The sequence below is a fragment of the Modestobacter excelsi genome (assembly GCF_005930495.1).
GTDB classification, from domain to species: Bacteria; Actinomycetota; Actinomycetes; order Mycobacteriales; family Geodermatophilaceae; genus Modestobacter; species Modestobacter excelsi.
In genome coordinates this window covers 1-20,502 of the sequence record NZ_SJEX01000014.1, presented here as the reverse complement: position 1 = coordinate 20,502, position 20,502 = coordinate 1, and the positions used below count along the sequence as shown (strand labels likewise).

At 74.4% G+C, this 20,502-nt stretch carries 24 protein-coding genes; 16 read left to right on the top strand and 8 right to left on the bottom strand.

What is annotated here, in order from left to right:
- Positions 1–48: 48 nt before the first annotated feature.
- Both FHL80_RS07280 and FHL80_RS25285 read left to right on the top strand, forming a co-directional pair.
- The gene (locus tag FHL80_RS07280; RefSeq protein ID WP_138732784.1) at positions 49–1,926 is read left to right on the top strand and encodes a hydantoinase B/oxoprolinase family protein; all 1,878 of its coding nucleotides are present in this window, start codon (positions 49–51) and stop codon (positions 1,924–1,926) included.
- Positions 1,927–2,023: 97 nt separating this feature from the next.
- A complete protein-coding gene (locus FHL80_RS25285) occupies positions 2,024–2,167 on the top strand; it encodes a hypothetical protein (protein ID WP_216870510.1) in 144 nt (47 codons plus the stop codon).
- A 3-nt stretch (positions 2,168–2,170) separates the two neighbouring features.
- On the opposite strand, the gene FHL80_RS07275 is transcribed toward FHL80_RS25285, so the two are convergent.
- On the bottom strand, positions 2,171–2,656 hold the full coding sequence (locus FHL80_RS07275; RefSeq protein ID WP_138732783.1) for a DnaJ family domain-containing protein: 486 nt from the start codon (positions 2,654–2,656) through the stop codon (positions 2,171–2,173).
- 33 nt (positions 2,657–2,689) lie between these two features.
- Between FHL80_RS07275 and FHL80_RS07270 the strand changes: the two genes are divergently transcribed.
- Complete coding sequence (locus tag FHL80_RS07270) at positions 2,690–3,229, top strand: NUDIX domain-containing protein (protein ID WP_138732782.1); 540 nt, start codon at positions 2,690–2,692, stop codon at positions 3,227–3,229.
- 49 nt (positions 3,230–3,278) lie between these two features.
- Positions 3,279–3,674: an STAS domain-containing protein gene (locus FHL80_RS07265; protein WP_138732781.1), complete on the top strand. Its 396-nt coding sequence runs from the start codon at positions 3,279–3,281 to the stop codon at positions 3,672–3,674.
- A 76-nt stretch (positions 3,675–3,750) separates the two neighbouring features.
- Here the strand turns inward: FHL80_RS07265 and FHL80_RS07260 are convergent, their stop codons facing one another.
- Positions 3,751–4,281 (bottom strand): MarR family winged helix-turn-helix transcriptional regulator, encoded by a 531-nt coding sequence (locus tag FHL80_RS07260; RefSeq protein WP_246078518.1) that lies wholly within the window; start codon positions 4,279–4,281, stop codon positions 3,751–3,753.
- A complete protein-coding gene (locus tag FHL80_RS07255; RefSeq protein WP_246078517.1) occupies positions 4,278–5,147 on the bottom strand; it encodes an SDR family oxidoreductase in 870 nt (289 codons plus the stop codon). The genes FHL80_RS07260 and FHL80_RS07255 overlap by 4 nt, the downstream gene beginning before the upstream one ends.
- Positions 5,148–5,191: 44 nt before the next feature.
- On the opposite strand from FHL80_RS07255, the gene FHL80_RS07250 reads away from it, so the two are divergent.
- A complete protein-coding gene (locus FHL80_RS07250) occupies positions 5,192–5,743 on the top strand; it encodes a sugar O-acetyltransferase (RefSeq protein WP_138732779.1) in 552 nt (183 codons plus the stop codon).
- 7 nt (positions 5,744–5,750) lie between these two features.
- Here FHL80_RS07250 and FHL80_RS07245 read toward each other — a convergent pair whose 3' ends face one another.
- Together FHL80_RS07245 and FHL80_RS07240 are read right to left on the bottom strand one after the other, a co-directional pair.
- Complete coding sequence (locus tag FHL80_RS07245; protein WP_216870509.1) at positions 5,751–6,692, bottom strand: anti-sigma factor RsbA family regulatory protein; 942 nt, start codon at positions 6,690–6,692, stop codon at positions 5,751–5,753.
- A gap of 150 nt (positions 6,693–6,842) precedes the next feature.
- Positions 6,843–8,084 (bottom strand): DUF6986 family protein, encoded by a 1,242-nt coding sequence (locus FHL80_RS07240; protein WP_138732777.1) that lies wholly within the window; start codon positions 8,082–8,084, stop codon positions 6,843–6,845.
- A 51-nt stretch (positions 8,085–8,135) separates the two neighbouring features.
- Between FHL80_RS07240 and uraD the strand changes: the two genes are divergently transcribed.
- From uraD to FHL80_RS07215, 5 genes are all read left to right on the top strand, one after another.
- Complete coding sequence (uraD, locus tag FHL80_RS07235) at positions 8,136–8,663, top strand: 2-oxo-4-hydroxy-4-carboxy-5-ureidoimidazoline decarboxylase (protein ID WP_138732776.1); 528 nt, start codon at positions 8,136–8,138, stop codon at positions 8,661–8,663.
- Positions 8,660–8,977: a hydroxyisourate hydrolase gene (gene uraH / locus FHL80_RS07230; RefSeq protein WP_138732775.1), complete on the top strand. Its 318-nt coding sequence runs from the start codon at positions 8,660–8,662 to the stop codon at positions 8,975–8,977. The genes uraD and uraH overlap by 4 nt, the downstream gene beginning before the upstream one ends.
- A 60-nt stretch (positions 8,978–9,037) precedes the next feature.
- Positions 9,038–9,943, top strand: a complete 906-nt coding sequence (gene pucL / locus FHL80_RS07225) for a factor-independent urate hydroxylase (protein WP_138732774.1) — start codon at positions 9,038–9,040, stop codon at positions 9,941–9,943.
- A 61-nt stretch (positions 9,944–10,004) separates the two neighbouring features.
- A complete protein-coding gene (locus tag FHL80_RS07220; protein WP_246078516.1) occupies positions 10,005–10,895 on the top strand; it encodes a bacteriorhodopsin in 891 nt (296 codons plus the stop codon).
- On the top strand, positions 10,892–11,449 hold the full coding sequence (locus FHL80_RS07215; protein WP_138732773.1) for a phosphoribosyltransferase: 558 nt from the start codon (positions 10,892–10,894) through the stop codon (positions 11,447–11,449). The genes FHL80_RS07220 and FHL80_RS07215 overlap by 4 nt, the downstream gene beginning before the upstream one ends.
- Here the strand turns inward: FHL80_RS07215 and FHL80_RS07210 are convergent.
- The 3 genes from FHL80_RS07210 to FHL80_RS07200 form a co-directional block, all read right to left on the bottom strand.
- A complete protein-coding gene (locus tag FHL80_RS07210; protein ID WP_138732772.1) occupies positions 11,438–12,520 on the bottom strand; it encodes a class I SAM-dependent methyltransferase in 1,083 nt (360 codons plus the stop codon). The two genes, FHL80_RS07215 and FHL80_RS07210, sit on opposite strands and share 12 nt — an antisense overlap.
- 102 nt (positions 12,521–12,622) lie before the next feature.
- Positions 12,623–14,200 (bottom strand): methyl-accepting chemotaxis protein, encoded by a 1,578-nt coding sequence (locus tag FHL80_RS07205; protein WP_138732771.1) that lies wholly within the window; start codon positions 14,198–14,200, stop codon positions 12,623–12,625.
- Between the two features lie 130 nt (positions 14,201–14,330).
- A complete protein-coding gene (locus FHL80_RS07200) occupies positions 14,331–15,455 on the bottom strand; it encodes a class I SAM-dependent methyltransferase (RefSeq protein WP_138732770.1) in 1,125 nt (374 codons plus the stop codon).
- Between the two features lie 226 nt (positions 15,456–15,681).
- On the opposite strand from FHL80_RS07200, the gene FHL80_RS07195 reads away from it, so the two are divergent.
- The 6 genes from FHL80_RS07195 to FHL80_RS07170 form a co-directional block, all read left to right on the top strand.
- The gene (locus FHL80_RS07195) at positions 15,682–16,449 is read left to right on the top strand and encodes an SDR family NAD(P)-dependent oxidoreductase (protein WP_138732769.1); all 768 of its coding nucleotides are present in this window, start codon (positions 15,682–15,684) and stop codon (positions 16,447–16,449) included.
- Positions 16,446–17,465 carry an NADP-dependent oxidoreductase gene (locus FHL80_RS07190; RefSeq protein WP_216870508.1) on the top strand — a complete coding sequence of 340 codons (1,020 nt, stop codon included), beginning with the start codon at positions 16,446–16,448 and terminating at the stop codon, positions 17,463–17,465. The genes FHL80_RS07195 and FHL80_RS07190 overlap by 4 nt, the downstream gene beginning before the upstream one ends.
- 59 nt (positions 17,466–17,524) lie before the next feature.
- Positions 17,525–17,731 (top strand): hypothetical protein, encoded by a 207-nt coding sequence (locus FHL80_RS07185; protein ID WP_138732768.1) that lies wholly within the window; start codon positions 17,525–17,527, stop codon positions 17,729–17,731.
- Between the two features lie 63 nt (positions 17,732–17,794).
- Positions 17,795–18,532, top strand: coding sequence for an alpha/beta fold hydrolase (locus FHL80_RS07180; protein ID WP_138732767.1), 738 nt, complete (start codon positions 17,795–17,797; stop codon positions 18,530–18,532).
- Positions 18,533–18,668: 136 nt separating this feature from the next.
- Positions 18,669–19,613: a hypothetical protein gene (locus FHL80_RS25280; protein WP_216870507.1), complete on the top strand. Its 945-nt coding sequence runs from the start codon at positions 18,669–18,671 to the stop codon at positions 19,611–19,613.
- A 106-nt stretch (positions 19,614–19,719) separates the two neighbouring features.
- Positions 19,720–20,502, top strand: a 783-nt coding sequence (locus FHL80_RS07170) for a hypothetical protein (RefSeq protein WP_439331086.1), incomplete at its 3' end; no start/stop codon positions are given.

Below are 20,502 nucleotides of genomic sequence, written 5' to 3'. Positions count from 1 at the left end.
CAGAGCACCGTTGGCCAGTTCGCCGACGAGCGCCAGCGAGGAGGAGAAGTGACCAAGCCCGCCGCCGACCCGGTCCTGGTGGAGATCGTCGCCGGCACGCTGGCGGCGATCGAGAAGGAGGTCGAGACGTCGATCGGGCGCACCTCGCGCTCGCCGATGATCCGCGACGCCCACGACTTCCGGGCCGGCATCCACGACCGGCAGCTGCGCAAGCTCACCGGGCGGTCCTACTCGGCGCTGGTGCACCCGGTCGTCCGCGACCACCCGATCGACACGATGAACCCCGGCGACGTCTTCTTCCACAACGACGTCTACCTGTCCGAGGGGGGCATCGGCCACCTGCCCGACCTGTGCGTGACGGTGCCGGTGTTCGCTCAGTCGTCCCCTCAGGGAGTCCCGGACGGCACCCCGGAGGTGGTCGCCTTCATCCAGGCGTTCGGCCACCACGACGACATCGGCGGCGCGGTGCCCGGCTCGATGCCGTCGGCGGCCACCAGCGTGTTCGAGGAGGGCCTGATGGTCCCCCCGATCAAGCTGTGGGACCGCGGCGTCCGCAACGAGGCCGCACTGACGATCATGACCCGGAACTCGCGGATGCCCGACTCGCTGGCCGCGGACCTCGACGCCGAGTGCTCGGCCTGCCTGGCCGGCGCGCGGCGGCTCGGCGAGCTGTTCGACCGGTACGGCGTCGAGGCGGTGGAGGCCTGCTTCGAGTCGATCCTGAGCAGCTCGACCGAGGTCTACCGGCGGGAGATCCTGTCCCAGATCCCGGACGGCTCCTACGTGTGGGAGGACTACGCCGAGCACGACGGCGTGGAGGCGCCCCAGCTGCACCGGCAGCGGATCACGCTGACCATGGACAGCTCGGCCGACGTACCGCTGGTCATCGACTTCACCGGCACCGGACCGCAGGCGAAGGGGCCGATCAACCACTGCGGCGACTACGCCGACGGCAACTTCCTCAAGAAGTGGCTGGCGCCGGTCCTGCGGAACCTGGCCGCCACCCCGGAGCGGATGGCCCAGCTCGACGTGAACGAGGGCGTCGTCCCGCTGATCGAGATGCGGTTCCCGGAGAAGGGCACGCTGCTCACCCCGATCTTCCCGGCGCCGACCAACGCGCGGACGTTCGTGATCCTGCGGCTGCTCGGCGTGCTGGCCGGGGTGCTGGCCAAGGCGACCGGCGGACGGATGCCCGCTGACCAGGAGACGATCCGGTACACCGGCGTCTACGGCACCGACGCCAACGGCGAGCCCTACCTGATGCGGGAGGTGCTCGGCGGCGGCTCCGGCGGGCGGTACTACGCCGACGGCGAGGACACCATCCACGTCGTCCCGGACTCCCGGAACCTGCCGACCGAGTTCACCGAGTCCCGCTTCCCGCTGCGGATCGAGCGGCTGGGCCTGGCGGTGGACTCCGGTGGACCGGGGCGGTACCGCGGCGGCTGCGGGTACGAGAAGGACATCCGGGTGCTCCGCGACGCGCACTTCATGTCCATCGCGGACCGCTCGATCCTGTCCTGCTGGGGCGTCAACGGCGGCAAGGCCGGCCGCCCGTTCTCGATCACGGTCGACCCGGGCGGGCCGGACGAGCACGAGGTCGACGCGCTGGCCGACGCCGAGCCGCTGCGCGCGGGCACCGTCGTCCGGGTGCGGACCACCGGCGGTGGTGGCTGGGGTGACCCGCTGGACCGCCCGGTCGAGGAGGTGCTGCGGGACATCGCGTGGCGCAAGGTGTCGGTGGCCGGCGCCCGGGCCGACTACGGCGTGGTCGTGGCCGGGGACGGCACCGCGGACCACGGGGCGACCGAGGCGCTGCGGGCGTCGATGCGCGCCGACCGCCCTGCGGTGGAGCCGTTCTTCGACCGCGGTCCGGGCTACGCACTGCTCGCCGGCGGCGCGACCCACAACGAGTTCGACCTCCTGTAGGAGGGGTCCCGGCGAGTTGAGCTCTGCTCCACATGTGGAGCAGAGCTCAACTCGTGCAGGTGGCAGGTCAGCCGGGGTCCGGGCAGGGTCGGACGACGTGACCGAGCCAGCGCACCAGGCCGAGGAACCGAACCTGCACCCCGGGCAGCACGACGAGGGCGGCACCGGTGGCATGGCCACCCGCGAGCTCGCCGCCCACCACGCCGAGGAGGCGCGGAGCGAGGACGACGAGGAGGGCTGAGCCTCAGTCCGCGCGGCGGCGCCACCAGCCACGACGGCGGGACGGCGGGGGCGCCGGCGCGGGGTCGGGCTCCGCGACGGCGGCCGGCCGGGTGCGCCGCCACTCCTCGACCATCTCCTCGACGTCGGGCATCCCGACCGGGACCCACACGCCCTCCACGGGCCGCCGGTAGTACTGGTCGACCCGCTCGTTGTGCGCCACGACGAGCGCCCGGACGGCGACCTCGGACGTCTGCCGCTCGATGAGCGCGGGCAGCTCCTCCCGCTCCTTGCGCAGGGCCAGCCCGGTGGGCAGCATCGCCCCGACGTCGCCCTCCTCGCGCCTGGCCCACTCCAGCGCCCACTCGTAGCTGGACTTCTCCCGGTCACGGCGGGGCAACGGCTTGCCGGCCAGGGACAGCCCGTCGAAGGCGCCCTCGTCGTGCGCGCGGCGGATCTGCTGCTCGACCCACGTCTCGAAGGTCATGCCCTGCGGCTTGCGCTCCGTCATCGGTGCCCCTCCTCGTCTGCGAGGCTAGGTCGCATGCGGACGACGAGCAGCCGGGAGGTGTACCGGAACCCGTGGATCCGGGTGCGGGAGGACGACGTCGTCCGCGAGGACGGGTCGACCGGCGTGTACGGCGTCGTCGAGAAGCCGCACTTCGGGCTGGTGATCCCGGTCGAGCGAGACGGGTTCTGGCTGGTCGAGCAGTTCCGGCACCCGCTCGGCCGCCGGGCGTGGGAGTTCCCGCAGGGCACCTGGACAGCCGGCGCGGACGGGACGGCCGAGCAGCTGGGCCGGGCCGAGCTCGCCGAGGAGACCGGCCTGCGGGCCGACGGGTTCCGGCACCTCGGGCACCTGGACCTGGCGCCGGGGCTGTCCACGCAGGAGTTCGACGTCTGGCTGGCCACCGGGCTGAGCCCGGGGCCCACCGCGCGCGAGGCCACGGAGGCGGACATGAGGACGGCGTTCGTCCCGGAGACCGAGTTCCGGGCGATGGTGCGCGACGGCCGCTTCACCGACGGCCCCTCGCTGGCCGCCTACAGCCTGCTGCTGCTCTCGGAGCAGCAGCCGTCCCTGTGAGAACGTGGTCCTCAGCATGATCCGTCCGAGCACCGGGAAGGACAGGGCCATGGACGAACCGGAAGTCAGCGTCGACGTCGAGGTCACCGCGCAGGACGCGCACGCAGCGGAGATCACGCTGACCGGTGAGCTGACCGAGGGGGCCCGCCGCCCGTTGGTGCGGGCGATGACCGACCTGCTGCTCGGCGCGCCCCAGCTCCGCCGGGTCCAGCTGGACACCCGTCGGGTCACCTTCCTGAACTCCGCCGGGCTGTCCACGCTGGTGCAGGTGCAGAAGATGTGCCAGCCGCGCGGCATCGAGCTGGCGCTGGTCGTCGGGGACGACTCCGTCACCCGCCCGCTGCAGCTGAGCGGCCTGTGGCACCGGTTCACCGTGATCGACCGCCGTCCGGACGCCCCCGAGGACGTGCACGAGGCCACCCACCGCCCCCGCGAGCACTCCTAAGTTGCTGGGACGTAGTCCCGCCCCGTCCAGAGGCTCGCGCCGAGCTTGCGAGGCGTGAGGGGGACGGGGTGTTTTCTCAGGAGGGGTCGGGGACGCTTCCGGGGACCCGGCCGAGCGCCACCAGCCAGCGGCGGAGCAGGGCTCCCAGCTGGTCGCGCTCGTCGTCGGTCAGGCCGGCGAGCATGTCCCGCTCGGTCTCGAGGTGGTCGGGCAGGGCCGTGTCCAGCGCCGTCCGGCCGGCGTCGGTCAGCGTGACGACGACGGCCCGCCCGTCGGCGTCGCTGCGCCCCCGGGTGATCAGCCCCTTCTCCTCCAGCCGGTCCAGCCGCTGGGTGATCGCCCCGGAGGTGACCAGCGCGGTGCGCATCAGCGCGGTCGGGGTGAGCTGGTAGGGCTCCCCCGCCCGGCGCAGCGCGGCGAGGACGTCGAAGGACGGCGCGTCCAGCCCGTGCCGGGCGAAGGTGGCCCGCTGGGCCAGGAAGACCTCACGCTGCAGCTGGCTGATCCGGCCGATGACGCCCATCGGCGAGCAGTCCAGGTCCGGGCGCTCCCGCGCCCACTGCTGGAGGATCTCGTCCATCGCGTCCCCGCCGGCCCGGTCGCTCACGCCGGCATCCGATCGCGGTGGCCGGGCTCGCCGAGGTCCAGGTCGGCCAGGTGCTCGGCGTAGCTCCGCGGAGTGCGGCCGAGCAGGTCGGTGAGCACCCGGGGGCTGCCGGTGAACCCGTGCGCCCGGTAGTGGTCGAACATCGTCCGGCGGCAGCGGGCGGCGTAGGAGGTGGGCACCTCCCCGCTCGGGACGACGTCCTCGGCCCGCACCGCACGCCCGAGCCGCTCGCCGACCAGCTGGGCGATCCGGGGAGCGGTCAGCGCCTCGGGGCCGGCGGCCTCGAACGTGCCGCCGTCCAGCCCGTCCTCGGTCAGCAGCACCGCCGCGGCCTCGGCGACGTCCCGCAGGTCGACGAGCGACTGCGCCGTCCGCAGGCCCCAGGGGCTCCGCAGCACCCCGCCGTCCCGCACCGCCGCGAGCTGGCCGTCGAGGTTGTCGGCGTAGGCGCACGGCTGCAGCACCCGCCAGGACCGCAGGCCGCTGGCGTCCAGCGCCTCCTCAGCGCGGTCCTTGGCCGCGTGGTGCGGCATGACCCGCAGCTGGGGGCGCAGCACCGAGTGGTAGACCAACCGCGGGAGCCCGGCCCGGCGGGCCTGGGCGAACAGCGCCGGTGCGCCGTCGGCCTCGTCGGGGTCGAAGTTCGGCCAGATCAGGTACAGCGCCTCGGCCCCCGCGAGGACGCCCGACCAGGTCATCGGCCGGCCCAGCTCGGCGACGACGACGTCCGCGCCGAGCGCGGTGAGCTCCGGTCGCGGACCGCGCCGGCCGACCACCGCGCGCACCGACCGGCCACGGGCGCGCAGCGCCCGCACCACCGCCGTCCCGGTGGACCCGCCCGCCGCGGTCACCACGATCACAGCCATCACCTTAGGGCTGAGGTACATCCGGCGGCCGCTACCGTGCCGGGATGGGCGAGATGAAGGACCGGATGCTGGCCGGCCAGGAGTACAAGGCCAACGACCCCGACCTGCGCGCCGACGGCCGCCGGGCGGCCGAGCTGACCGCCCGGTACAACGCCGAGCCGGAGCACGACCGCCGCAGGGAGCTGCTCACCGAGCTGTTCGGCTCGGTCGGGGTCAACACCACGATCCGCCCCGAGCTGCGCTGCGACTACGGCTACAACGTCACAGTCGGCGCCAACGTCTTCGTCAACTGGGGCGCGGTCTTCCTCGACGTCGGCCGGATCACCGTGGGGGACTTCGTGCAGATCGGCCCGAACTGCCAGTTCCTCACCGCCACCCACCCGCTGGACGTCGGCCGCCGCCGCGAGGGCTGGGAGGGCTCGGCGCCGATCACCCTCGCCGACGACGTCTGGCTGGGCGGCGGCGTGATCGTGCTGCCCGGCGTGACGATCGGCGCGGGCACCGTCGTGGGGGCCGGCGCGGTCGTGACCAAGGACCTGCCCGCCGGCGTCCTCGCCGTCGGCAACCCGGCCCGGGTGGTCCGGCAGCTCGGCTGAGCCCGGCTCAGCGGAGCGCGGTGACCAGCCGGACGGTCAACCCCGCGGGCCCGCGGACGAGGTCGACGTGGTCGCACAGCTTGCGGGCGAGCCAGAGGCCCATGCCGCCGCGGGAGAGGTCGTCCCCGTGGGCCGGCTGGTACCCGGCCGTGGCGTCGCGGTAGCTCGTGCCCGCATCGGTGATCGTGCAGACCAGCCGGTCCGGGACGGCCCACAGCCGGGCGGACACCGGCGGGGAGCCGTGCCGGAACGCGTTCGCCGCGATCTCGCTGACCGCCAGGTGGAAGTCCTCCTCGGTGTCCCGGTCCCCCGCCCGGCCGCGGAGGGCGGCACGGAGCTGGTGCCGCAGCTGCGGCAGGGACGGCGCGGCGTCGACCGCGAGCACCGGCGCGGTCCGCTGGACGGGCTCCTCGGGGACGTCCAGCCCGTCGAGGTACGCGCGGGGGTCCCGGTACCGGGGGTTGACCTGGCGGCCGTGCCGCCCGGTGCGCAGGTGCGGATGGGTCGCGGCCGCGGCGGCCAGCGCCGCCTCCGGCGCCGTCCGGCGGTCGTACAGGCAGAGGATGGAGACCGCCTGCCCCCCGTAGGCCAGGTTGGTGATCGCCTCGCAGCGGCGGCGCTCGTCCCAGGCACGGCCTCCTGGGGCGGTGACCAGGCTCAGCAGCCGGTAGCGGCGCGGCGCGCACTCGGTGGCGACCGTGCGGATCGACCCGATGAGGTCCGGTTCCCGCCGCCACACCGCCCGTTCCGCGGCGGTGAAGGTGACCTCGGGCAGCGTGGGCGCGAGCTCGTCGACCAGCCAGCCGGGGAGCGAGGCGCGCATCAGGTCACCGCCGGCCCGGCCCTCGCCGAGGAAGGCCGCGGCGGCGCTGCGCAGCTCCTCGTCCGAGTCGACGACGAGGAGCTCGTGCTCGGGGACCCCGGTGGGGACGACCGGGCTGGCGGTCACTGGCAGCACTCCTCTCCCGGGACACGGGGACCTCGACGACCCGTCGCATTCTCGATCACCGGCCCCGTGCGGACCGCAACCGACCCCCGCAGCGGCCGGGCACCGGGTCCGGACGCGCTGTCGGCCTGCGCGTTTGCCTCGAGGTTCACGCTACGTGAAGACCCGCGTCGGCGTGTCGCCGTGCCCGGCGCAGCGCCGCCGGCCGGCCAGGCCGTCCAGGGCGGCCCGGTCCAGGCCGGTCGCCGACTCGACCTCGGCGACGTCGAGGGCGCCGCAGTCCAGCCCGCGCAGCACCACGGTGGCCAGCGCCCGCGCGGTGGCCGGTTCGTCGAGCACGCCCCCCTCGACCCGGCTCACGTACGCGGTCAGCCGGGCGGCCGCGGCCGGCAGCGCGGACCGGAAGAAGGCGTAGGTGGCCACGTACCGGGTGACCAGCTGGGCGGGATGCAGGTCCCAGCCCTGGTAGAAGCCCCGCTCGAGGGCCCGGCGGACCAGACCGGCGTGCACCCGCCAGGCGGCGTGCACCGCCGCCGTCGACCCCACCGGGAGCACGTTGGTCGACCCGTCGACGGCGCGCGCGCCCGTTCCGGCGACGGCCACCTGCATGGCCTGCTTCGCGGCGTCGGCCGCGGGGTGGTCGGAGGCCTGGTGGGCCGCGGCGATGCCCAGCGAGGCGCTGTAGTCGTAGGTGCCGTAGTGCAGGCCGGTGACCCGGCCCTGCCCGGCGTGCAGCATCCGGGCCAGCGTCGCCGTCCCGTCCGCGCCCAGCACCGCCTGCGGCGTCTCCACCTGCAGCTCCAGGTCCAGCGCGAGCCCGCTGGTCCGCTGCAGCGCGTCGAGGACCGGCAGGAACGCGGTGACCTGCTCGACGGCGGTGACCTTGGGCAGGGTGACGACGGCCCGCTCCCGGCCGGCCGCGGCCAGCCCGGTCAGGAACAGGTCCAGGCTGCGGACGCCGCGCCGACGGGTGGGCTCCTCCAGGGACTTGGCCCGGATCCCCAGGAACGGCGACAGCGTCGCCTCGGCGGCCAGGACGGCGGCGGCGGCCCGGACGTCGTCGTCCTCGGCCTCCGGGGGTCCCCGGTAGCCGTCCTCGGCGTCGACCCGCAGGTCCTCGACGGGCTCGGCGGCCAGCTTGCGGCGCACCCGGGGCAGCACCTCGGCGACCAGGCCGGGGTCCAGGTCGAGGTCGGGCAGGCCGTGCTCGTCGAGCGCGGCGAGCGCGGTCGCACCCCAGGCGGACACCAGCCCGGGGACGACGGCGTCGGCCGGGACGTAGCAGGTGTGCACCGGCTGCCGGGCCGGGGACTCGCCCGGGTAGGCGGCCAGCCGGGCGGCGTCCACGGGCGCCAGCTGCTGGTCGAGTGCGGCGAGGACGTGCTCGGGGATCACCGTGCCTCCGTTGTCTCCTGACCGGGGTCGCGAGCTGGCATCCTCTCCCACGTGGCCGAGCCCGCCGTCCCCGCTGCCCTCACGCGCTTCAACTCCGAACCGGTCGAGCAGGTCGAGGACGTGCTGCAGGCGATCAACGCCGCGCCACGGTTCGCGACCGAGGTGGCGGTCGGCCGGCCGTACCCGGACGTCGACACCCTGGTGCGGCGGGTGGAGCAGGTCAGCCGAGGGCTGCCGTGGGAGGAGGTCGCGATCGCGCTGACCGCCCACCCACGGATCGGTGACCGGGTCACCGGATCCAGCCCCGAGGCCCGGTCGTCGCGGCGGGAGCAGAACGGGATGACCGCCGCCGACGTCGAGCTGAAGGCCGCCGTGCTGGCCGGCAACCGGGCGTACGAGCAGCGCTTCCACCACGTGTTCCTGATCCGCGCCGCGGGCCGGTCGGCGGAGGAGATGCTGGCCGAGCTGCACCGCCGGCTGGACAACGACGTGGAGGTCGAGCGGGCCGAGGTGACACAGCAGCTGGCCGAGATCACCGCGCTGCGGGTGCGCCGGCTGATGGAGAACGGGGCGCCATGAGCGTGTCGACGCACGTGCTGGACGCCGTCCTCGGCCGCCCCGCTGCGGGGATCACGGTCCAGCTCCTGGACGCCGACGGCGTGGTCGCCAGCGGCACGACCGACGCCGACGGGCGGTGCCGGCTGACCGAGGACGCGACCGCCGCCGGCCCGCACCGGCTCGTGTTCGCCACCGGCGCGTGGTCGGAGGCGCAGGGCCGGGAGACGTTCTGGCCGGAGGTGGTGCTGACCTTCGCCGTCCGGGAGCCCACCGAGCACCACCACGTGCCCCTGCTGCTCTCCCCGTTCAGCTACTCGACCTACCGCGGGAGCTAGCGGGGTCAGCTCGGTTCCACGGGAAACCTCGCAGCAACGTCGAGCGGAGAGAGTGCGCGCATGGCGATCGTCCTCGGGCCCAACCAGTACGGGAAGGCGGAGGTCCGCGTCGTCGCGGTCGACCGCTCGACCCCCCGCCACTCGTTGGTCGACCTCAACGTCAGCTCCGCCCTGCGCGGTGACTTCGCGGCCGCGCACACCGCCGGCGACAACGGGCACGTGCTGACCACCGACGCGCAGAAGAACACCGTCTTCGCCTTCGCCCGCGACGGCATCGGCTCACCGGAGGAGTTCGGCCTGCGGTTGGCCCGGCACCTCGCCGGCTCCTACGAGTGGGTCAGCGGCGCGCGGGTGGCGATCGAGTCCTACGGCTGGGACCGGATCGCCGTCGGCGGTGTGCCGCACGACCACGCCTTCCGGCGGGCCGGCGGGGAGGTGCGGACGGCGGTGGTGACGGTCGACGGCGGGGACGTGCACGTCCTGGCCGGGCTGACCGACCTCGTCGTCCTCAAGACGACCGGGTCGGAGTTCTGGGGCTTCCCGCGCGACCGGTACACGACGCTCCCGGAGACGACCGACCGGATCCTGGCCACCGCCGTGACCGCCCGCTGGCGGTACACCGGCACCGACCTGGACTGGAACGCCACCCACGACGCCGTCCGGACGACGCTGCTGGAGACCTTCGCCGGCACCCACTCCCTCGCCCTGCAGCAGACGCTGTACGCGATGGGGGAGGCGGTGCTCGAGCAGCACGGCGACGTCGCCGAGGTCCGGTTCTCGATGCCGAACAAGCACCACTTCCTGCAGGACCTGTCCGCCTTCGGGCTGGACAACGTCCTCGACGGGCCGGGCGCGGTGGTCTACCACGCCGACGACCGGCCGTACGGGCTGATCGAGGGGGCGGTCCTGCGGGACGACGTCCCGGCCGCCCCCGCCGCCTGGCTGGGCACGCCCGGGTTCTGCTGACCGGTGGCGGGGTAGAGGGCGATCGGCTGAGCCCGGCCGCACCCCGACCCCCGGAGAGACCGTGGAGCTGGCCGACACCCCGACGCCCGAGCTGCAGACCATGACGCTGGGCGAGTACGACCTCGTCGAGTTCGCTCTGGTGGCGGCCGGGTTCGCCCTGCTGGCCTACACCCTCTACACCTGGACCAGCCGCGAGGAGCTGGGGGCCCGCTACCGCCCCTCTGCCTACGCCGGGCTGTGCATCGGGGCGGTGGCCACGCTGTCCTACGCCGTCCTGTTCGTCCGTTGGGGCAGCGGCTTCGACCTGGCCGGCGACGTCTACGTGCCCAACGAGGAGGCACGGCTGTCGTTGTCGCCGCGCTACATCGACTGGTCGGTCACCGTGCCGCTGCTGACCGTCGAGCTGCTCGCGGTGTGCTCGATCGCCGGGGCGCGGGCCCGGGCGCTGCGGGCCAGCACGATGACCGCGGCCTTCCTGATGATCCTCACCGGGTACCTCGGCTCCCAGGTGCTGGACTCCGGCCGCAGCACCACGGCACTGGTCACCTGGGGGCTGATCAGCACGGTCTTCTTCGCCTACCTGTACCTCGCGCTGGTGAGGGCGGTCCAGGAGTCGTTGCCGACCATGGGCGCGGAGGCCGCGGTCAGCCTGCGCAACGCCGCCATCGTGCTGCTGGCCACCTTCGGCGTGTACCCGCTGGTCTACGCCGTACCGGTGTTCGCCGACGTGACCTCGACCTGGCTGACGACCATGCAGCTGGCCTACTCGGCGGCCGACGTGCTGGCCAAGGTCGGCTTCGGGGTGCTGGTGCACAAGGTCGCGAAGCTGCGCACCGCCGAGGACGTCATGGCGGGCCGCGAGACCCATCCGGAGCCGGTCTGGGTGAGCGACGTGCACAAGAGCGACGCCGTGCTGCCGGCCGTCGCGCCGGCTGCGACGATCCACCGGTGAGCGCAGCTGCCGAGGCCGACCGCGAGACCCTGAGCTACTCCGACTTCGGGCGGGCTGCCCGGGAACTCGCGCAGCAGGTCGCCGACAGCGGCTTCGAGCCCGACATCATCCTGTCCATCGCCCGCGGCGGGCTGTTCCTCGGCGGGGCGCTGGGCTACGCGCTGGACGTGAAGAACCTCTTCGTGATGAACGTCGAGTTCTACACCGGCATCGACGAGCGGCTGGAGCTGCCGGTGGTCCTGCCGCCGACCCTCGACGTCGTCGACCTGCGCGGCACCACGGTGCTCATCGCCGACGACGTCGCCGACACCGGCAGGACCCTCGAGCTGGTCAAGGACTTCTGCGCCGGTCACGTCACCGAGGTGCGCACCGCCGTCGTCTACGAGAAGCCGCGCTCGCTGGTGCGCTGCGACTACACGTGGAAGAGGACCGACGCGTGGATCGACTTCCCGTGGTCCACCCTGCCGCCGGTGACGAAGGACCCTGCTGCCCCCCACCACCCGCAGGCTCGCGGCGGGTCCCTGCAGCAGGGCCTGAGCGGCTCAGGTCACTAGGCGGTAGACCCGGAAGAAGCCGGCGTCGATGGGGAGGACCTCCACGTCGCTGAAGCCGGCCTCACGTGCGTACCGGCGCAACAGGGCCGGGCGCATCACCGTGCCGGTGGCCGCGGACGGGTCATGGGACCGACCGTCGGGCAGGCAGCAGAGCAGGCTGTAGCCGTACATCAGCCGCTCGACCTCATCGCCGGGTGCGGTGAACTCCTCGGCCACCGCCTCGTCGACCACCAGCACCGTCCCGCCGGGGCGGACCAGCCGGCGCATCGCGGACAGCACCCCGACCGGGTCGGGCAGGTCGTGCACGCACTCGATCGCAGTGACCAGGTCGTAGGCGGCCGAGGCCTCCAGCTCCCGGATGTCCTCGGTGCTGAACGTGACCCGCTCGGCGACGCCCGCCTCGACCGCGTGCCGGCGGCCGCGCTGCACCGAGGGCTCGTCGACGTCGAAGCCGTCCACCTGGGCGGCGGGCCACCGGCGGGCCATGGCGATGCTGGACCAGCCGTAGCCGCACCCGACGTCGGCCACCCGGCCGGAGGTCCGGAGGACGTCGTCCACACCCGGGACGGCGGGGAGCACCTCCTCGACCAGCGCGCCGGTCAGGAAGGGCCGGTTCGCCGCGGCCTGAGCGTCCCGGACCTCGTCGCCCAGGTCCGCCCAGGACAGCGTGCGCATCCCCCGGTACACCTGGGCAAGGTGCGGAACGTGCCGGACGAAGGCGACCGTGGCGTCGGCCAGCGGCATCAGGTACAGCGGGTCCAACTCGTCGACGAGCACGGCGCGGTGCTCGTCGGGCAGGGAGAACCGCCGGTCGTCGGGCGGCGCGCTCGGATCCTCGACCGCCAGGTAGCCGGCGACCGCCTGTTGCTCGAGCCACTCCCGGGCGTAGCGCGCGTCGGTGCCGGTGCGGTCGGCCAGCTCCGCCGCGGTGAGCGGGGAGCAGTCCGCGAGGCAGCGGTACCAGCCGAGCCGGTGCCCCAGGGCAACCGCGGCGATCTCCGCGCTGCCCAGCAGCGCGGCGAGCATCCGGTCGGCCAGGGGAGGGAGCGGAGGCGCTGACGTCGTCGTCATGCCCGACGAGTGTGTCCCTCCTCCGCCCGACGGGAAAGGCCCCGTCCAGGTCCTGCCCCGAGCCTGCGGGGAGTGGGCGGGGCGAGGTCCTCCGTCAGGGTGTCAGCAGCGGAACCGGCCGACGGCGGTGCTGAGCTCGGCGGCGAGCCGGGCCGTCTCGTCGATGGCCAGCTGGGCGTCGGCCATCGCCCGGGTGGTGGAGCTGGTGGCCTCGGCCACCGCCCCGGCGCTGCCGGCGATCTGCCTGACCCCGGAGGCGGCCTCGGAGACGCTGCGGCTCATCTCGGCGGCCGTCGCCGTCTGCTCCTCCACGGCGGCGGCGATGGTCCCCTGGGCGTCGTTGATCCGGGCGATGACCGCGGCGATCTCGCCGATGGCCGCGACCGCACCGCGGGTGTCGGCCTGGATGCCCTCCACCCGGGCGGTGATGTCCTGGGTCGCCTTCGCGGTCTCCTGCGCCAGCTCCTTGACCTCGTTGGCGACCACGGCGAAGCCCTTGCCGGCCTCGCCGGCGCGGGCGGCCTCGATCGTGGCGTTGAGAGCCAGCAGGTTGGTCTGCTCGGCGATCGAGGTGATCACCCCGACCACGGTGGCGATCTCCGTCGAGGACTCACCCAGCTTGCCCACGGTCGCGGTGGCCGACTCGGCCGCTCCGACGGCCTGACCGGCGATCCGGGCGACGTCGGCCGCGTTCTGGGCGATCTCCCGGATCGAGCTGCCCATCTGGTCGGTGCCGGCCGCCACCGTCTGCACGTTCCCCGACACCTGCTCGGCGGTGGCGGCGACCCGGCCGGTCTGCGTCGCCGACTCCCCCGCCAGCCGGGTCATGTCCTCCGCGGTCGCCGAGAGCTCCTCGGTCGCCGAGGCGAGGGTGGTGGAGCTGTCCCCGATCGTGGTGAGCAGCCCGCGCATCGTCCCCATCGAGGCCTCCAGCGCGGTGGCGATGGCCCCGACCTCATCGGTGCTGGTGATGCCGGTGCTGCCGCGCAGGTCGCCGGTGGCCAGGCCGGCGACGACAGCGCGCACCCGCCGCAGCGGGCGCACCACCGACCGGGTCACCACCCAGCCGAGCACGCTGAGCACCAGGACGGCGCCGATGCCGACGGTGATCGCGGAGGCGATCGCCGACTCGCGCTGTTGCCGGCTCTCCGTGGCCGCCGCTGCGGCCTGGGCGCCGACGGCGTCGCTCACCGCCGGGAGCGCCCGCTCGAGTTCCTCGAAGGCGCGGCGGAACTGCGGGTAGGCGGCGACCGCGGTGACCCGGTCGGTGCCCGCGAGGGTGACGACCTGCCGTCCGGAGGTCAGGTAGGCGTCGACCTCCTCGGCCACCGAGTCGACGGCCGCGGCGACGTCCCGACCCAGGCCACCCTCCCGGACGGCGGCCAGCGAGGACTGCAGCGTCGCGGCGTGGTCCTGCAGGTCGCTGACCGCGGAGGCGTACTGGCTGCCGCCGCCGTCGAGCAACGCCTGCAGCACGTCACCCCGGACGGCGTCGTGCATCATGTCCGCCTCGAGCGCCGAGCCGGTCGCCGTGGTGGTCAGCAGCAGTTCGTCGGTGCGCTCGCCGGTGTCCTGCAGGGCGGTGACGGCGATGACACCGAAGACCCCGAGCGCGAGGGACCCGGCCCCCACCAGGGCGGACAGCTTGACGCCGAGCGGGCGGTCGGTCCACCAGGACATGGGGTCTCCTCGGGCAGCGACGTGAGTGGGGTGGCACCGTCGATGCCGGGAGGTTCGACCGCCCGTCGACGTCCTCAAGCCGTCCTGCGGAGTTCCGGCGGACCTTCTCGTTCCGGTGGTCGTCGGGGGTTCAGGACCGGGTGCTGGCCGTGACCGTGAACGTGGGGTCGCGGGTGACCTGGCGGGTGGGGCCGACGATGCGGCGCAGCGCGTTCCGGTGCGGCAGGTGGCTGTTGTAGACGCACCACAGCTCGCCACCGGGTCGGAGCACCCGGGCCGCTCCCGCGAACAGCCGGTGGGCGAGGGTCTCGGAGACCGCGACGCCGGCGTGGAACGGCGGGTTGCAGACCACCAGGTCGACGCTGCCCTCCTCGAGGCTGCCGGCGGCGTCGTCCCGGACGACCCGCACCCGGTCGGCCAGCCCGTTGGCGGCGACCGTCGCCGCCGCCGAGGCCACCGCGGCCGCCGACTGGTCCACGCCGACGACCGACAGCCCGGGCCGGGCCGCGGCCAGCGCGACCGCCAGGACCCCGGTACCGCAGCCGAGGTCGACCGCCGTCGCGGCGTCGGGGACGGCGCCGGGGAGCGCACCCAGCAGCGCCCGGGTGCCACGGTCGACCTTGACCCCGGCGAACGCCGCACCGTGCGAACAGACGGTGAGGCCGAGGTCGGCGTGCTCCCGGCAGACCGGGAAGGAGCTCTGCACCGGGCGGGGGCCGCGGGCGACGAGCACCCGGGACTTCTGCCGGGCCAGGGTGGCGTGCACGTCGGTGAAGCCCTCGGCCAGCACGTCGTTCATGCCGAGCGTCATGTGCTTGACCCGGCCGCCCACGTACAGCGTCACCTCGGGGTCCGCGCCGGTGGCCACCACCTGGACCAGCTCCCGCAGCGCGTCCAGGCTCTTGGGGGCCTTCGCCAGCACCACCCGGGCGCCGCGCAGCAGGTCGGCGTCCAGTTCCGGCACCGAGCGGTACGCCCCGGTGAGCCCGGTCCGCTCGGCGTTGGCCGCCAGCGCCAGCTCACCGACCAGCAGGTCCTGGTGCACCCGGACGTCGGTGGCGCCGTGCAGCGCGACGGCGCCGAGGGTGAGCGCGCCGTGGCCGTCGTCGAGCACGACCACGGCGCCGGGGTGCGCGGCGAGGTCGGTCGCGGCCTCGTCCAGGAGCAGCCGGTCGGTGGCGTCGACCGCGACCAGGTCGGGGGCGTCGACGTCGGGCTCACGACGCAGTTGGGCGAACAGTTCGGCTGCGTCCACGGGTCCACCTTCCCCCAGCCGCCGGGGCGGCCAACCTCCAGGGGCCCCCGCCCCTTCTCGACACCCCAGGAGCAGCCGGCGCCGAAGACGGCGGTCTGCCTGCCGTCGGGGGACGCCGGCTGGGTCGTGGCCCCGGGAGAAGATCATGTCCGGGAGCAGGTCCGCGCTGCAGCAACGGTCGCCGTCCGCCATTGTGGCCACTTCGGCGGATGAGGAACGGGAGCACATGAGCACAGAGCAGCTGTCGGGTCGGGTGGCCCTGGTGACCGGAGCCGCGAGCGGGCTGGGCCGCGCGGTCGCCGCCGCGCTGGCCGAGGCCGGCGCCACCGTGGTGCTGGGCGACATCGACACCGCCGGGGCGGAGAAGACCCGGGCCGAGATCGGCGACGCTGCCGAGGTGGTCCCGCTCGACGTCACCGACGACGACGCGCGCCGCCGGGTGGTCACCGACCTGTTCGCCCGGCACGGCGACGCCTTCGACCTGCTGGTCAACGTCGCGGGCATCGACCGGCCGGGCTACATCACCGACATCGACCTCGCCGACTACCGGATGGTGCACGCGGTCAACTGCGAGGGGCCGGTGTTCCTGACCAGCGAGTTCCTCAAGGTGGTGCAGCACCGGCCGGCGGGCACCGTCGCCGACGTCGTGCACGTGACCTCGCTGTCCGCGGTGACCTCCGGAGCCGGGGCGATCGCCTACAACAGCTCCAAGGCCGCGTTCCGCAGCGCCACCCGGTGCATCCAGCGGGAGCTCCGGGAGAAGGCGACCGTGGACGCCGACGGTGCGGAGACCCCGTTCCCGGCCCGGGTGCACAGCATCGTGCCGGCCGCGATGGACACCCCGATGATGGAGCGCTGGGGGATCCCGGCACACCGGATGATGCCGCCGGCCGACGTCGCCCGGATGGTGCTGACGATGGTCACGATGCCGGACACCAGCTTCGTGCCCGAGGTGTTCGTGGTCCCGCGCAACGAGCCGGACTTCCCGCGGTGAGCATCGCGACCCGCGAGTGGCAGCTGGTCCGCCGTCCGCACGGCGAGCCGGTGGACGACGACTTCGCCCTGGTGACCCTCGAGCGCCCGGACCCCCAGCCCGGCGAGGTCGTCGTCCGGACGATCGCGATGTCGGTCGACCCGTACATGCGGGGGCGGATGAGCGCGGTCAAGTCCTACGCCGCGAGCTGGGAGCTCGGCGAGACGATGCAGGGCGGAGCGATCGGGCAGGTCGTCTCGTCGCGGTCGGACGACGTGCCCGAGGGCGCGCTCGTGCTGCACGGTGCAGGCTGGCGGGACGTCGCCGTGCTGCCGGCCGCCCACGTGTCGGTGGTCCAGCCGCTGCCCGGCCTGCCGCTGTCGCTGTACCTCGGCGTGCTCGGCATGCCCGGGCTCACCGCGTGGGCGGGGCTGTTCCGGCTGGCGTCCTTCCAGTCCGGCGACACGGTGTTCGTGTCGGGGGCGGCCGGCGCGGTGGGCAGCCTGGTCGGCCAGTTCGCCCGGCTGCGCGGGGCCTCACGGGTCGTCGGCAGCGCCGGGACGCCGGAGAAGGTCGCCTGGCTGCGGTCCATCGGCTTCGACGCGGCCTTCGACTACCACGACGGCCCGGTCGCCGAACTGCTCGCCGGTGTCGCCCCGGACGGGATCGACGTGTTCTTCGACAACGTCGGCGGTGAGCACCTGGAGGCGGCGATCACCGCGTTCCGGACGTTCGGGCGGGCCGCGCTGTGCGGGTCGATCTCGAACTACAACGCGGTCAGCGCGCCGCCGGGACCACGGAACCTGGGCCTCGTCGTGGGCAAGCAGCTGTCGCTGCGCGGGTTCATCGTGAGCTCGCACTCCGACCTGCGCCCGGAGTTCGTCCCGGCCGTGTCGGGCTGGCTGCGCGAGGGGTCGCTGGTGGTGCGGGAGACCGTCGTCGAGGGGCTGGACTCCGCGGTGGACGCCTTCCGGGCGCTGCTGAGCGGGGGCAACACCGGGAAGATGGTCGTCCGCCTCGCACCCGACCCGAGCTGATCGGGGGCCTGCGGACGCGGTCCGGTTGACCGGTCGACGATCCGGGCAGAGTCCTGATCATGTGGCTCTTCCTCACCCGCCGGTTCCGCATGTGGGTCCTGCTCACCGTCCTCGCCCCGCTGGCCACCGGCCTGCTCCGCCGCCTCGGGCTGGCCCTGCAGAAGCGCAACGGCCCGACCGCCGTGAGCAACGGCCTGCTCAGGGCCGGCGACGTCGGCGACCGGGCACGCGTCAAGCTGGGAGGCAAGCCCCGCCGCGGTCGCTGACGCGCCGGTCGGGGCTCCGTCGCGGCCGCCGCACGACCGCATCCGCCGACACCGAAGGACACCGTGGACGCCCAGCCACCGTTCCCCACACCCGACGCCGACCGCCCCGACCCGCTCGTCCCGGTCCTCGAGCAACGCGCTGCGCAGGGCGAGACCCGGGGCCTCGCGCTGTTCTGCCACGGCGGCACCGTCGCCAGCGTCGAGCCGCCCCGGGAGCGCGCCCTCTCGCTGGTCCGGATACGCGCGATCGACCAGTTCGTGCACGCCTCCGCGGCGCACCGGGGGATCGGCACGGCCCTGGTCCGCTACCGCGTCGCCGGCTGGAACGGGGAGGCCGCCGACGCCTTCCAGGACGTTCGCTGGGCGGTCGAACGGCTCCGCGAGCAGCACGGCACCGACGTCCCGATCGTGCTGGTCGGGCACTCCATGGGCGGTCGGGCCGCCCTCCGCGCCGGCGGCGAGCCGTCGGTCACCGCCGTCTGCGCGCTGGCCCCGTGGACGCCACCGGGCGAGCCGGTGATGCAGCTGCGCGGCCAGACCGTGGCCATCCTGCACGGCCGCGGCGACCGCTGGGTCCCCGCCCGGCTCTCCTTCGACCACGCCGTCCGCGCCCGACGGGCCGGCGCGCGGGTCGCCCGCTTCACCATCGCCGGCGGGCACTCGATGATCCGACGCGCCGCCCGCTGGCACACCTTCGCCCGTGACGTCGTCCTCGCCGGCACCGGGCTCGAACCGATGCGGGCCGACATCGCCGAGGCCCTGCAGCAGCCCAGCCCCGAAGGGCTGGCCGTCCCGCTGTAGCCCGCCCGGGCTGACGCTCCGTGATCCCGCTGGGGAGCAGGTCCACCTGATCGGGCGACCTGTTCCGGGCTGCCGGATCGGGCAGCAGCCTGTTCACTGGTCGTGAGAGTCCGATCACATGGAGTGGGGAGGTGGCATGACCGAGGACGCGCCCGCTGTCCGTCCGCGACGCCGCCACCGCCGCTCCGCCGGCCGGGCACTGGTGCTCGCCGGCGTCGGCACCGGCCTGTGGCTGCTCGGCTCGGCCGCCTCGACCGCCTCTGCGGAGGTCGCTCCTGCGCCCGGCCCGGTGGTCTCACTCGCCTCCGACCTGCTCGCGCCGGTCGGCGGGGTGGTCGCACCGGTGACGCAGCAGGTGGCGGTCCCGGTGGTCAGCCCCGTCGTGACGCCGGTCGTCACCGACGTCATGGCGCCGACGGTGCAGCAGGTCGTCGTCCCGGTCGTGGACCAGGTCGTCGTGCCCGTCGTGGACCAGGTCGTCGTGCCCGTCGTCGACCAGGTCGTGGTCCCGGTGGTGGACGACGTCGTCGTCCCGGTCGTCGTCCCGGTCGTCGACCAGGTCGTCGCACCGGTCGTCGGCGGCGTGGTCGAGCCGGTCGTCGAGGACGTCGTCGAGGACGTCGTCGAGGACGTGGTCGAGGACGTCGTCGCCCCGGCCGTGTCCCAGGTGACCGAGCCGACCGGCGATGGTGCCCCGGTGCCCGCCACGGCGGGAGCTCCCGCCGACGTCGCGCCGCCCGTTGCGACGCCCTCGGAGACCGTCGCCGACACGGTCGACGGCTCGGCGCCGTCCCCGGCGAAGGCCCTGTCGGTTGCTCCGGCGTCCACGGACGAGGTCCTCGCCGCTTCGGACGTGCCGGCGACGCCGGGACGGTCCGCGCCCGCTGCGCCGACGGGCCTGCCCGCCACGTCCGCGCCCGCGTCGTCCGCAGGGTCCGGTTCCTCCTCCGGTGACCAGACGCCGGTCGACCTCTCCTCTTCTCCGCGGACGGTGCTCGGTGCCGCCCTCGCTGCGGCGCCCGGGACCGGGTCCCGACCGGCCCGTCCCGCCTCCTTCGAGCCCTCCTTCTCGCCCGACTGAGTCCGCCGCCGTCAGCCCTGCGCTGACCGTGCGGCACCACCCGGCCCGCCCTCGGACGGGACCGGTCCCCCTCAGTCCGGCACCACCCTCGAGAAGGACACCTCTCATGAACGTGTGGATGAAGCGCGCCCTGCAGACGGGCCTGTTCACCGGCAGCCTGCTGGCGCTCGGCACCGGCATCGCCTCGGCCGACGGCGGCGTGGCCGACGTGACCGTCCCGGTCACCGTCACCGACAACGCCCTGGCCGTCCTCGGAACGGCCGGCAGCACCCCGGCAGAGATCGACCTGCCCGCCCTCGACGGCACCCTCGCCGCCGACCTCGGGGCGGTCAGCCTGACCGTGCCCATCACGATCAGCGGGAACGCGGCGGACGTCGCGGGGATCGACGTCGTGCAGCCGGACGCCGAGCCCTCTGCCGCGCCGACGGCGAGCTCGTCGGCGGGCTCGCTCGTGGGCGTCGACGTGCCGGTGACGGTCACCGGCAACGCGGTCGCCGTCCTCGGGGAGGCAACCGCGAACAGCCCGACCGCCCCGCCGGCGACGGGCACCGGAGGCGGCGGCTCCCTCGCAGACGTCGACGTGCCGGTGACCGCGTGCGGCACCGGCCTCGCCGTCCTCGGCGACGCCACCGGCAGCTGCACTGCGCCCGCCACCACCCCGGCCACCAGCGGGGACACCAGCGGGGCGCCGGCCATCGACGTCGACATCCCGGTCACCGCGTGCGGCACCGGCCTCGCCGTCCTCGGCGACGCCACCGGCGACTGCACTGCGCCCGCCACCACCCCGGCCACCAGCGGGGACACCAGCGGGGCGCCGGCCATCGACGTCGACATCCCGGTCACCGCGTGCGGCACCGGCCTCGCCGTCCTCGGCGACGCCACCGGCGAC